Raw genomic sequence first — 11,826 nt, forward strand, 5'->3', positions numbered from 1 at the left:
GAATAAATGATATGTTAGATAAATTAAAAAATCATTTTAAAGATGTAAATTTAGTGTGTTCACAATGTGATAAAACAATCGAACATGGTGAACGATTTGCAGTTTCTTTAGTATTACCTGAAGAAAAAAATATGCCTGTTGGACAATTAGATAAAGTATTAGCTAAGAGAGCAAACGAAATTTTATGTAGTAAATGTAGATAATTTTATAAAAACACTATATGTAATAGAAGTTATTTTAATCAAATTTTTTACTGTAAAATAAGAGTTTGGGTACATTATTTAATCAAACTTTAATTCAAAGCTACAAGAGATTTGCCAGAAAACATTTGAAGTTGAACCAAATAACACTTGCATAAATTTCTAAATACCATTATATTAAAATTAATAATTATATAAATAAAACATAACTTACGTGAAGGACACACCTTACGTACCATTCCAACGGTACAGGTGTGTCCTTTTTTACGTTCTAGGAGGAAAAATAGAATGACAGTAGAGAAAGAAACAACACACGTTGCAGAAGAACTAGGGATGGCTTTTGGACAAGAAATCACAGTAGGAGACACACAAGTAGAAACAAACTTTAATCAATTTGAGCGAGTACGTGAGCATGAATTAGAAGAGTTAGCTCGTATGAAACGTGAACGTATTATAGGTAAAGGCTTAATTACAGTAGTCTCTGAAAAGTTGTTCCCAACTAAAAATGGTAAATCAGAACGCATACCCGTACTTACGATGCAAATTGGTACCCATACAACTGCATACTGCCCAATTACAGAGGCAGGGATAACAATTCCTAAGAATCCTCAATGGCTAGTTGGTAGAACAAAACCTGTTATCATTGAGCATTTCCAAAAGACAGAGGAAGGGAACTTTGCCGTTGTATCAATCACAGCAGGAGAGCTCGCATTACAAAAAAGATTATATGATGAAGTAACCTCACAAGGTGGGAATAAAGTATACACAGGAACAGTTTCAGGTCATATTCCAACTGCACAAACCGTTCTGGTTGAAGTCCATGGTGTAACTATAGGGGTAAGGTACTCACATTGGTCACATTCATTTGTACGTCCGGAGGATATTATTATTGGTGATGTTGTAGAGCTCATTATCGATAAAGTAGTAGAAAAGAACGGCCGCTATGAATTTAGAGGAAATAAAAGAAACTAGAAACAGATCCAATGGAAAAGCTATTAGAGCTTAAGAAACGACGTGATCGTTTTGTAGGTAAAATTGTAGGTGTAGATGCCATTGCTGGTATTTTCGTAGAAGTTGCACCTGGTATTCAATTTAAAGGATTAAAGAGCCGTAATCTTGCTAATCCAACTCCAGAAGATGCAATTAACCAAACAATCGTTACATGTGAGCTGCTTAATATTGATCCAAAAAATCGCAGAGGAACTGTACGTATTTTAAATTATCCTCAAGGCCAAAGTAAAAAATCTAGTTCTGCAATCTTTCAATTTTAATGAATGACTATGCGTACAATAGAGAATCAAATGTCTCCATATCTCCCTTCCGTCCCACATTTATCAAATGAGGACGCACAGGGACTTCAGGTATATCGGATACATAGTCTGGATAAAACCTATGTATTCCATTCCTATGACGAATTAGTTACGTTTAAGCAGCGTTTAACAGAAGAACAGCATGCAATACTAACTTTCATCGGTATTCATACATCTGTTCGTTTTAATCATTTATTATATCTATTCAAAGATAAGTTTTCGCGTAAGAGAATTAATGATGCACTTCAAGGACTACTTTACTATCGTCTCATTGAAAAATGGCAAGTAGAGAATTTTGATATGGAAATTCTTGAGGAGGCTTATACGTTATCCGATAATGGGTTTAAGCTCTTAAAGTACTGGCAAGGAAATATGTTTTACTTTGCTCCAGAGCGCCTTGATAATCACGGCAAATACGTTCACCTACGTTATTGGCATGATATAGACTTACTCTGCCATCTACGCTATGCTCCGTCCTTTGTGGGGCATATTATGCATCCATCTATAAGTAAAGGGGTTTTTACCCCTCCTTTAAGTTTTGTAGTAAGCGGTGGAGAAGATCGTAAATTTAATTTTGTTGTATACTCCACCTTATTATCAGATACAAAGGATCGATTAAAGCGGATTATCGCTAGATGGAAGACTTTTGTAGAGTCAGGGAAAGATGTTATTATGCAAGACTTAGGGAATAATCCTACAATCTTAGTTGTTTATGTTTCTACTGAAAAACAGGCAAAGCAAATTAATAATGATCTACTACTTGATTTAATTCCTGGTAAAGTATTGCTATGTATAGGAGAAACCTTACATTCTCAAGGATTACAACATGCTTTTTATCAGCCTCTTGCAGAAGGGGAGATTAAACAATTAAATACAAAGCTATTCGCAACAAACTAAGCCATCCTTACAAGCTATTGCTTTCTTTTAAAGGGTGGCTTGTTTACTTTTACAAATAGAGATGATTTGCGTGTTTTATCATTTGAAATCATCAAAAACCACGATGTTATCGGTATAGAAGATTTGCAAGTATCGAATATGCTAAAGAATCATAAGTTAGCAAAAGCAATTAGTGAGGTATCATGGTCACAGTTTTGAACCATGTTGGAATATAAAGCAAAATGGTATAGCAAACAAGTCATTGTCGTATCGAAAACATTTGCTTCAAGCCAATTATGCTCTTGTTGTGGATATCAAAACAAAGACGTTAAAAACCTAAACCTACGTAAATGGGACTGCCCTTCTTGTCGTACACACCATGATAGGGATATTAACGCAAGTATCAATCTAAAGAATGAAGCAATACAGCTTCTAACCGCAAGGACTGCGGGGATAGCCTAATAAATTAGAGTTCGATAGAACTCTTTACTTAGGAATCCTCCACTTCTAAACGAAGTGAAAGTGGGGGTAGTTCAATGCTTTGTATTCGCTGCTTAAACTCTTTCGGTAAACAGTTATTTTCTTTTTTAAACAACTTATAAAACTGTGACATGTTTGCAATTCCAACTTCGCATCCGACATCTGTAATACTAAGGTCACTTGTTATTAATAAACTTTCAGCTTGTTTGATGCGCTTATAATTCACATAATCTAAAAAGGAAATACCCATAATTCTTTTAAAGTATTTGATGAAATAATGATAGCTTAAATTTATTAATGCACATGCTTTGGTTACGGTTATCTTTTCTCCTAAATGATCTTCTACATAATCAAGTACTGGTTTTAAACGAGCAAAGTCGTCTTGTTCACTATAATTTAATATGTTATGTGTGTCATTTCTTACTAGTAATAAAAGTAATTTCTTAATGGCAGCACTAATTGCGATTTCATATCCGTTCATTTTCACTTTTGATTCTGTAAAGATTTCTGTAATAAGAGCATAAGCCTCATGTTTCACCACTTCATTTTGTTCAAAAATATAGTTTAACTCATTTAAGGATTTTGTTTGTTCTGAAAAGCAATGTAAATATTGTATAATGCTTCGGTCAAAGTGTTGTTTTAAATTTACTTGAAACACAACGTATTGTAACGAACCTGCAGAAGGTTTATGTGACCGATGCAACTCAGATTTCCCAAAAATAAAAACATCTCCAGGGCCAAGAACAATATACTTATCTTTATTTTGTATACCTAAATATCCTTCTATAATTGCTAGAAACTCAATCTCTTCATGATAATGCCAAGGGGCACTCTCAATTTGATTATTATAAGAGGTTTCCATAACAATGTCCCATACTTTTAAAAATAGTAATGGATTTTGATAAATAACCTTTTCTTCAATTGCTTCAGCAAGCTTATTACAAATTCCTTCTGACATAGACGTTTACACCTCCTTATTAGGAATATAACACCTTTATCAAAATGCGATAAGTAAGTTGCCTTATTTCTTATAGAAAAAGGCAACTTTTGATAAAAACATAACGATATATAGCATATTTTTTCAGTGAAAAAATTTCTATAATAATTTTAAATCAAGCAAAAGGAGGCTATGATAGTGAATATTTTAAAAGTAGGTGTTATTGGCTGCGGAAGCATCGCACAGTATCGTCATTTACCAGAATACGAAGCAAACCCATATGTACAGATTGTGGCTGTTTGTGACAGTAATAAAAAGCGCGCAAAAGAAGTTGCCAATAAGTATGGTGTAAATATGTACACTGACTATAACGAGCTTATCAATTGTGAAGAGTTAGATGCAGTGAGTGTATGTACACCAAATGATTTACATGCATCAATTTCTATCGTTGCTTTACAATCGGGTATCCATGTACTATGTGAAAAGCCAATGGCGACGTCAAAAAAAGATGCGGAAATGATGATTGAAGCTGCTGAAAAAAGCGGTAAAAAGTTAATGATTGGTCATAACCAGCGATTTGTTACTTCTCACCAAAAGGCAAAACAATTGATTGAAAATGGAGAAATCGGAAAAATATATAGCTTCCGTACAGCATTTGGTCATAGTGGTCCTGAAAATTGGAGTGTAGATGGAAAAGAGAGCTGGTTCTTTAAAAAAGATGAAGCGTTTCTTGGTGCAATGGGTGATTTAGGTGTACATAAAGCGGATTTAATTCGGTATATTCTTAATGAAGAAATTACAGAAGTTGGTGCCTTTGTTGAGACGAGCGCAAAAACATTTTCGAATGTAGATGATTGTGCTGTATGTATGTTGAAAAGCGAAAGTGGCATTATCGGAACACTTGCAGCAAGTTGGTCTTACGTTAGCAAAGAAGATAATTCAACAATTATTTATGGTGAAAAGGCCACTCTTCGACTAGAAGATGATCCGACTTACTCACTCATTCTTCAATATAAAAATGGTGAAGTTGTAAAATATGAGCTTGATAAAATTCAATCGAATGCTGCAGTTGGTCAAAGTAATTCACATGTAATTGAGCAGTTTGTAGAGTCTATCCTTTCTGATAAAGAGCCGTTAATTAATGGTGTAGAAGGAATGAAATCGTTAGAAGTCATTTTAGCAGCCATACAATCCAGTGAAGCAAAACAAATTGTTACAATTCCATTATGAGAAAAGGTGAAGACATGAAGAAACTACGCATTGGAATAATAGGGGCCGGAGGAATTGCACAAGGTCGCCATATCCCTGCATTTGTAAAATTACATCAATATTGTACGATTACGGCTATACATGATAGAAACATAGAACACGCAAAACAAATCGCTGAAACATATAACATTCCTTATGTATTTGAAACCTATGAAGAAGTCTTTAAAGAAGTTGATGCTGTTTGTATTTGTACACCTAATAAGTTTCATGCTGAGATTTCTATCGCAGCATTACAAGCAGGGAAACATGTATTATGCGAAAAACCGATGGCTTTAGCAGCGGCAGAATGCAAAAAAATGATAGAATCTGCAAAAAACAACGGTAAAAAACTTGCTATCGCTTATCATTATCGTTACATGAAAGAGTCGCAAGTTGCAAAACAAATGATGATAGGTGAGATTGGCACACCTCTTGTTGTTCGTGTAAAAGCACTCCGTCGCCGAAAAGTACCAGGCTGGGGCGTTTTCACAAATAAAGAATTACAAGGCGGAGGAAGTTTAATAGATTACGGTTGTCATCTTCTTGATTTAGCACTTTGGTTAATTGGAAATCCAAAACAAACAGAAGTCATTGGTAGTGTCTATAATGCCGTTAGTAAGCAACCAAATCAAGTAAATATGTGGGGAGAATATGATTATAAAACGTTTCAAGTTGATGATCATGTTACCGCATATATAAAGTTTGAAAATGGGGCATCCTTGTTATTTGAAACTTCTTGGGCAGCAAATATTAAAAATGATGAAGAACATGTGAGTATTTCCGGAGTAAACGGTGGAATAAATGTTTTTCCAATTGAATTATATACAATAAAACATAATATGATATTAAATAGTGAACCAGTCTGGATAGCAAATAACGGCGATCCTGGAATTTTGCAAGCAGAAAACTTTGTAAAAGCTTGCTTATACGATGAAGAATTAATTGTAAAGCCTGAGGAATCGCTGCAAGTATCGCAAATTATTGATGCAATTTACGAAAGTAGTAACACACATGAAGAAGGGACGGGAAGATAAATGAAATTAGGAGTATTTACAACACTTTTCTCTCACATGGAATTTGAAGAAATGCTTGATTATGTACAAGCAGCCGGTTTGCATGCAGTAGAAATTGGTACAGGTTGTTATCCTGGAGGTTCGCACTGTAACTTAGATGTATTATTAGAAAGTGAACAAGCCAGAAGCGTATATATAGAACATGTACAAAAAAGAGACTTAATCATTAGCGCTTTTAGTTGTCACGGAAATCCATTATCCCCAGATGCTGCTTTTGCAACAGAATCTCATGAAACATTGTTAAAAACCATTCAACTAGCTTCACTACTAGACGTACCTGTTGTGAATTGTTTTTCAGGCGTAGCAGGTGACCATGAAAGCGCAAAATACCCGAATTGGCCTGTTGCACCATGGCCAAATGAATACAATGATATTTTAAAATGGCAATGGGAAGAAAAGCTCATTCCTTATTGGAAACAAGTTGGTGAATTTGCAAAAGAACATGGTGTAAAAATTGGTTTAGAACTTCACGGTGGTTTCTTAGTACATACGCCATATACATTACTAAAACTACGTGAAGAAACATGCAATGCGATAGGTGCTAACTTAGACCCTAGTCATTTATGGTGGCAAGGAATTGACCCTGTCGCTGCTATTAAGTTATTAATGAAAGAAAATGCAATTTATCACTTTCATGCAAAAGACACTTACATCGATCAAGATAATGTAAATATGTATGGTTTAACAGACATGCAGCCCTACGGTGAACTGAAAACAAGAGCTTGGACATTCCGTTCTGTTGGCTGTGGTCATAGCTTAGAAGAATGGTCGCAAATGATGAGTGCACTTCGTACATATGGATATGATTATGTTGTAAGTATCGAACACGAAGATCCACTCATGTCTATTCAAGAGGGATTTAAACGTGCCACAAAAAATCTTCAATCTATTTTAATTGAAGAAAACCCTTCACAGATGTGGTGGGTGTAACTTCGTTTAAAAAAGAAATAAGTTACATTTTTTTCAGAGAAGCCATTCGTAAAAGAATATTAGCTTCTCTTTTTTAAAAGAAACGTTTAAAAAAGGACGAAATATTCAAAAATAAATTACGAAAACTAATTATCCTGTATCTACCTCTATACAAAGTATGGATTTTACGAAATAATATTGTTTGATGCCTGTTTCAACAATAATGATATATGCAGATGTAATTATTGTTGAAATAGAATATGTAAGAAAGGAGTAATACATTGCTACGTATACAAAGAGGGTACATGTACAATCCAGATGATAATAAGGTAATTGTTAATGAAATTTTCTACGATGCTACATCAGAACAAAAGCTAGGAAGCAAAATGGGTGTGTTCGATGCGGTTAAACTACCTACTGCTATTTTTCAAAAGGTCCAAGAAACTGAAAGTATGTCCTACATGGAGACTGTTGAAGTTGAAGCAGAAACCATTAAAGAAATACTTTGTTATTTAGACCAACATCAAAAGCCAGAAAAACTATATTTTGAAATGCAGTATATGAAGTAACACCAAGAAATGAAAATAAGAGGGGATTTATAGCAGGGGAAACAGGGGTATTATTATACAATACATATAACATCTGCATAATAAATTCCTTCTTATCTTCATTTCATTAAAAACAATTGAATATAATATAAAAATAGTTTAATATAAATTTATATTTATTGTTTAATTGATTCCGTTTATTCCCACACCTTATGTGTTGTGGTTGAGTTGTAGAAGCAAGTTGTGTTCTTGTTTCAATTATGAAAGGGCTTCTTTGAGCCGATTAGTGTATATATAGCTTATTTTGCTATGCACATTTTAATCGACTTGAAGAAGCCCTTTTTGTGTTGTCTTTAAGTTAGGAAGCACATGTAAATAGACCTTCGGGGCTAATAATATGCTAAATGAAAAAGCACTTATTTTGTGCTTTTTTTGTTTAATTAAGAGGAGAGATAATATGAAATTTTACAAGATAGGAAGTTCAAAAGAGTTTATGAGAGTAATTTATGCTCGAAATTCATATGAGGCAGCTGGGTACTATTTATTAGAAACAAATCACAATTGTACAGACTTAAATGAGTTATTCATTCAAATAACGGGCCTCTCAGAGCATATTCAGGTTCTGTACAATGGTTATCCTGTTACTAAATCTTTACAAGAAATCTCTAAAGAGAAGCGCTTTACAACATGTCCTTGTACTGTAGTAGAGATACTAAACTAAGCAAGAATGAGAAGGCTAGATATTTAGGTATTATAACTAAAAAATACTGTGAAGAAATAGCACATGATTTGTACTTTTTTTATTTGGAAAAGGAGATATTTATGATGAAACATGAACATGCAATTACATTAGATGAACTAGCATTATCACTAGGGGAACTTATATTAACCTTTCAAAATAAAGAAATCACCGAACCCATTAAAAGTCGTTTCCTGCACACTTAGGTGTACAATTTTCTTATAAAAAAGAATCGCAGGAATTCTATTTCTATTATGGAGAAAAACACTTACCAGGTCTTTATCGTCTCTTACTATTGTTAAAGATTTTTGAATTTGACAGCAAAGAAAGAGATTAATTTCTAATTTATAGTAAACTAGATAAAGAATGGAATATAAAAATTAAGAACTAGAGTATTTATATACGTAAGATACTTGTTGCAATGCTAAAAGCACAAGGGATTAGAATGTGAAACTTGAGAGGAGTACTTTAATATGATTACAGTTAACCGAGGATATATGTATGATCCAGATGATAATGAGGTCTTAATTACCGAAATTTATTATGAGGCTGCTACAGATACTAAATTAGGAAGTAAAATGGATAGCTTATCTTACGCAGTTATTCCTAATGAAATTAAAGAAAAAATAGAAGCAGCTGCTTCATTATCCTATATGGAAAGCATTGAGATGTCTCAGCAATTAGCTGTCGTATATCAAAATGAAATTAACATGTATGGAAAACCTGAGAAATTGTACTTTGAGTTAAAGAATATATAAGAGGGAAAAAGGCATTGGACGAATTTGTTCAATGTCTTTTTTATTAATCTGCAGAGGAGCATATATAATGAATGTTGTAACTGAAATTAAAACGAGTCTTTTGACAATTTGTGTAGGGGATGTTTTTAGCAATGGCCGTATGCCGTACCATCTAAAAGTTGTAAACATTGAAGTAGAAGATATGACGAAACCAGACGATGCAAAGATATTAGCCATGGGACTGAGGAACAGCTTAATCGCTGGTTATCTACCTATATAACTGGCGATATCACGTCTTTTAGAGAATGGTTACTTCATGGTCATGCAGAAGCCATTCATCAACTCATAGCAAAGTAAAAAAAACAACAAAGTGCGTAAAGCTTTGTTTTATAGCAGGGAAACGAATGAACAGGATATGAAGTCTGTTCTTTTTTTATTACTTTTTTGGAGGGTAAAATTATGAAATTTACTATTAACCGTACTTTATTTATCGAAAAATTAGAGAAAGCTAATGCTACTGTAGACGTTAAAACAGCTCTTAAGCTCTTTAATCGTGAAACAAATTTACAATTAAAGCTCATTAGTGATACACAGCTGTTAATACGTGGCGAAAGTATTATCTATCAGCCTAGATTACTAGCTGGTACATATCCTGATACGGCACGTATGGTGCCCGGCCAGTTCAAAAGTGAAATACAACTATCACTTAAAAACACGTTGGAACAGCTTTCTGCCTTTTCTTCACTAATCGTGCTTACGTCAGAAGGAAAGGAAAGCATTCACCTTAAACCACAAAATTCTCAAGTAGGTACTGCAAGTGTAGAAATTCCATGTAATCAAGTAGAGGCATTTACATTGGCTTGTAATGTGGAATATCTGCTGCAAGCACTACAAACGATATCTTCTGAAAAAATCGCGATAAAAATGATTAGTAATCAGAGACCTATTGTGGTAGTGGGAGCAGAGGATACAATTCATTCTAATTTGCAGTTAATCCTACCGGTTCGTGTGTAATGCGGCATTCAAATGATTATGAATCACAGTGACTTCTTTGACTTATTACAGTCAAAAGAAGTCCTTCCTAATAATCAAGAACTTCGTCAATCCTTTGAATTGCTTATCAACGGATTTATTGCAAACGAAATGCCTGATTTAGAAAACAGTGGTTATAACGGACAAGCAGTATGTGGAGTGGAGTTAAATTGAATGGCGAGGTCATTCTTTCACCGCTTGGCGATTTATTTCCAGATGCTTTTACGAAAAAGAAACGGCTCCAAGTCAATTAAGTTGTTCCGAATTAGCTGCTTCAGAACCACAGCGCGTTATTACAAATAAGTTCGCTGCCATGACTGTTGCATAATTCGTCAACGAACTCTTTGATGAAGGTACTGTATCGAATCACTATATCATTTTCCAAGCTCAAAAAGCGTTTATGAAAGCTGCACCAATTGAGGAGTAATGATATAGGAGGGAACAAGATGAGAGTGTATCAATTAGATTCCACTCAATTACAACACACTTTAACACCAACAAACATGTGTAATGGTGTTCTACGATACTATCAATATAAGAATTATGCGGTTGTATGTGTACTTAATTTATCAAAGCATACTACTGAAATGATTCCATTGCTTCTGGCTTGTATAGCAGAGGCTCTGATTCATTTCCATCCGGATTCTTTTTTAGCTAAGGATGAATCTAACCTCTTATATTGGTGTAGAAGGAATTTTAAAGGATTTCATAATATCTCTTGCGATGGATTCTTACAAGATTTCAAGCAGGTATATGAATGTTACCAAGCATTGCAGAACGTTGGGAAACAAGAGAACAATATAAAAATAAATATGTAATAGCAGGGAGCAGAGAAACGCATGTATAATATAATCAAACGTCAATATAATTCAATTATCCAAGAGGTGATTCGGATTAACGAAGAAGTACAAAGGGAATTAAACCTATTAGTACAAAAAATTTGTGAAACCGTGTCTTCTGTCCAAAAAATTATCCTTTTTGGCTCTCATGCTTATGGCACACCAAATGAAGATAGTGATTTTGATCTTTGTATTGTTGTGGATGGTGTAGGAGCAAGAAAAAGGGAAGTCATTAACCGTATTAATTGGGGTATTTACGATGTAATGGAAACACCAGTTGATATTTTAGTGTATGGACCGGAAGAGTTTCAAGAACGTGCTAACCGCAATGTAACCATGGAGCACAAAATTGCACTAGAGGGGAAAGTTTTATATGAAAAATACTGAGGATCTAAAAGAGTGGCTATTCATTGCAAAATCTGATTTAGATTCTGCTAGGTACTTAACTCACATGAAACCTTTCCCTACTGCAATTATTTGCTATCATAGTCAACAATGTGTGGAGAAACTTCTAAAAGGATTTCTTGCACTAAACGGTAGACCAGTCCCTAAAACTCATAACCTTTTAATGCTGCACAAATTTTGTCATAGATTAAATGAGGAGTTCTCATTGATTTTAGAACAATGCGTGCAGCTGAATGGTTATGCTACAGACATTCGTTATCCGTATTTCGAAGCCCTTACCGTTCAAGATGGGTTAATGGCTATACAACATGCTCAAAAAGTAATGAGTTTTTATAAAGAGGCTTTAAACAAGCTAAATATAAATGAAATCGTAATCGATTAAGAATAGAGGAAGTACGTAAAAGAGAGTGCCTTTAATGAGGGACTCTCTTTTTCTATCTAAAAAAAATAGAAATGACTCATCCCAAGGTGTTGGGTAAATACCCCATTCGAA

13 protein-coding genes and 4 pseudogenes are annotated in these 11,826 nt (G+C 34.2%); 16 read left to right on the forward strand and 1 reads right to left on the reverse strand.

Annotated elements, in window-relative coordinates:
- Positions 1 to 11: 11 nt before the first annotated feature.
- The 4 genes and pseudogenes from JFT95_RS28210 to JFT95_RS28225 all read left to right on the forward strand — a co-directional run.
- On the forward strand, positions 12 to 203 hold the full coding sequence (locus JFT95_RS28210) for a hypothetical protein (protein WP_078205626.1): 192 nt from the start codon (positions 12 to 14) through the stop codon (positions 201 to 203).
- A 285-nt stretch (positions 204 to 488) separates the two neighbouring features.
- A pseudogene (locus JFT95_RS28215) lies at positions 489 to 1,471 on the forward strand (RNA-binding protein).
- Positions 1,472 to 1,480: 9 nt separating this feature from the next.
- Positions 1,481 to 2,407, forward strand: coding sequence for a hypothetical protein (locus tag JFT95_RS28220; protein ID WP_033707477.1), 927 nt, complete (start codon positions 1,481 to 1,483; stop codon positions 2,405 to 2,407).
- A gap of 75 nt (positions 2,408 to 2,482) precedes the next feature.
- Positions 2,483 to 2,848: pseudogene (locus tag JFT95_RS28225) on the forward strand (RNA-guided endonuclease TnpB family protein); the annotation flags it as partial.
- 28 nt (positions 2,849 to 2,876) lie between these two features.
- Here the strand turns inward: JFT95_RS28225 and JFT95_RS28230 are convergent.
- A complete protein-coding gene (locus tag JFT95_RS28230; protein WP_201053927.1) occupies positions 2,877 to 3,824 on the reverse strand; it encodes a helix-turn-helix domain-containing protein in 948 nt (315 codons plus the stop codon).
- 177 nt (positions 3,825 to 4,001) lie between these two features.
- Between JFT95_RS28230 and JFT95_RS28235 the strand changes: the two genes are divergently transcribed.
- From JFT95_RS28235 to JFT95_RS28290, 12 genes and pseudogenes are all read left to right on the forward strand, one after another.
- Complete coding sequence (locus JFT95_RS28235; RefSeq protein ID WP_002069438.1) at positions 4,002 to 5,033, forward strand: Gfo/Idh/MocA family protein; 1,032 nt, start codon at positions 4,002 to 4,004, stop codon at positions 5,031 to 5,033.
- Positions 5,034 to 5,047: 14 nt separating this feature from the next.
- A complete protein-coding gene (locus tag JFT95_RS28240) occupies positions 5,048 to 6,085 on the forward strand; it encodes a Gfo/Idh/MocA family protein (protein ID WP_439823223.1) in 1,038 nt (345 codons plus the stop codon).
- Positions 6,086 to 7,054, forward strand: coding sequence for a sugar phosphate isomerase/epimerase family protein (locus JFT95_RS28245; protein WP_078205631.1), 969 nt, complete (start codon positions 6,086 to 6,088; stop codon positions 7,052 to 7,054).
- A 260-nt stretch (positions 7,055 to 7,314) separates the two neighbouring features.
- Positions 7,315 to 7,602, forward strand: a complete 288-nt coding sequence (locus JFT95_RS28250) for a hypothetical protein (protein WP_016096929.1) — start codon at positions 7,315 to 7,317, stop codon at positions 7,600 to 7,602.
- A gap of 436 nt (positions 7,603 to 8,038) precedes the next feature.
- On the forward strand, positions 8,039 to 8,302 hold the full coding sequence (locus JFT95_RS28255; protein WP_201053929.1) for a hypothetical protein: 264 nt from the start codon (positions 8,039 to 8,041) through the stop codon (positions 8,300 to 8,302).
- A 491-nt stretch (positions 8,303 to 8,793) separates the two neighbouring features.
- Positions 8,794 to 9,078 carry a hypothetical protein gene (locus tag JFT95_RS28260; RefSeq protein ID WP_016095224.1) on the forward strand — a complete coding sequence of 95 codons (285 nt, stop codon included), beginning with the start codon at positions 8,794 to 8,796 and terminating at the stop codon, positions 9,076 to 9,078.
- Between the two features lie 67 nt (positions 9,079 to 9,145).
- Entirely contained in the window at positions 9,146 to 9,337 is a 192-nt protein-coding gene (locus JFT95_RS28265) for a hypothetical protein (protein WP_201053931.1), read from the forward strand.
- 245 nt (positions 9,338 to 9,582) lie between these two features.
- A pseudogene (locus tag JFT95_RS28270) lies at positions 9,583 to 10,071 on the forward strand (DNA polymerase III subunit beta); the annotation flags it as partial.
- 135 nt (positions 10,072 to 10,206) lie between these two features.
- Positions 10,207 to 10,516: pseudogene (locus JFT95_RS28275) on the forward strand (ThiF family adenylyltransferase); the annotation flags it as partial.
- A 19-nt stretch (positions 10,517 to 10,535) separates the two neighbouring features.
- Entirely contained in the window at positions 10,536 to 10,907 is a 372-nt protein-coding gene (locus tag JFT95_RS28280) for a hypothetical protein (RefSeq protein WP_201053935.1), read from the forward strand.
- A gap of 21 nt (positions 10,908 to 10,928) precedes the next feature.
- The gene (locus tag JFT95_RS28285) at positions 10,929 to 11,315 is read left to right on the forward strand and encodes a nucleotidyltransferase domain-containing protein (protein WP_016102723.1); all 387 of its coding nucleotides are present in this window, start codon (positions 10,929 to 10,931) and stop codon (positions 11,313 to 11,315) included.
- Positions 11,302 to 11,715 (forward strand): HEPN domain-containing protein, encoded by a 414-nt coding sequence (locus JFT95_RS28290; protein WP_201053937.1) that lies wholly within the window; start codon positions 11,302 to 11,304, stop codon positions 11,713 to 11,715. The genes JFT95_RS28285 and JFT95_RS28290 overlap by 14 nt, the downstream gene beginning before the upstream one ends.
- Positions 11,716 to 11,826 lie beyond the last annotated feature (111 nt).

This window comes from Bacillus sp. TH17, assembly GCF_016651125.1.
Classification (GTDB): domain Bacteria; phylum Bacillota; class Bacilli; order Bacillales; family Bacillaceae_G; genus Bacillus_A; species Bacillus_A mycoides.

What these genes read in the sequence shown, in the direction of transcription:
- JFT95_RS28260 (WP_016095224.1), top strand. Translation starts at nt 8,794, where the DNA reads ATGATTACAGTTAACCGAGGATATATGTATGATCCAGATGATAATGAG.
- JFT95_RS28285 (WP_016102723.1), top strand. Translation starts at nt 10,929, where the DNA reads ATGTATAATATAATCAAACGTCAATATAATTCAATTATCCAAGAGGTG.
- JFT95_RS28290 (WP_201053937.1), top strand. Translation starts at nt 11,302, where the DNA reads ATGAAAAATACTGAGGATCTAAAAGAGTGGCTATTCATTGCAAAATCT.
- JFT95_RS28220 (WP_033707477.1), top strand. Translation starts at nt 1,481, where the DNA reads ATGCGTACAATAGAGAATCAAATGTCTCCATATCTCCCTTCCGTCCCA.
- JFT95_RS28255 (WP_201053929.1), top strand. Translation starts at nt 8,039, where the DNA reads ATGAAATTTTACAAGATAGGAAGTTCAAAAGAGTTTATGAGAGTAATT.
- JFT95_RS28240 (WP_439823223.1), top strand. Translation starts at nt 5,048, where the DNA reads ATGAAGAAACTACGCATTGGAATAATAGGGGCCGGAGGAATTGCACAA.
- JFT95_RS28210 (WP_078205626.1), top strand. Translation starts at nt 12, where the DNA reads ATGTTAGATAAATTAAAAAATCATTTTAAAGATGTAAATTTAGTGTGT.
- JFT95_RS28230 (WP_201053927.1), bottom strand. Translation starts at nt 3,824, where the DNA reads ATGTCAGAAGGAATTTGTAATAAGCTTGCTGAAGCAATTGAAGAAAAG.
- JFT95_RS28280 (WP_201053935.1), top strand. Translation starts at nt 10,536, where the DNA reads ATGAGAGTGTATCAATTAGATTCCACTCAATTACAACACACTTTAACA.
- JFT95_RS28245 (WP_078205631.1), top strand. Translation starts at nt 6,086, where the DNA reads ATGAAATTAGGAGTATTTACAACACTTTTCTCTCACATGGAATTTGAA.
- JFT95_RS28265 (WP_201053931.1), top strand. Translation starts at nt 9,146, where the DNA reads ATGAATGTTGTAACTGAAATTAAAACGAGTCTTTTGACAATTTGTGTA.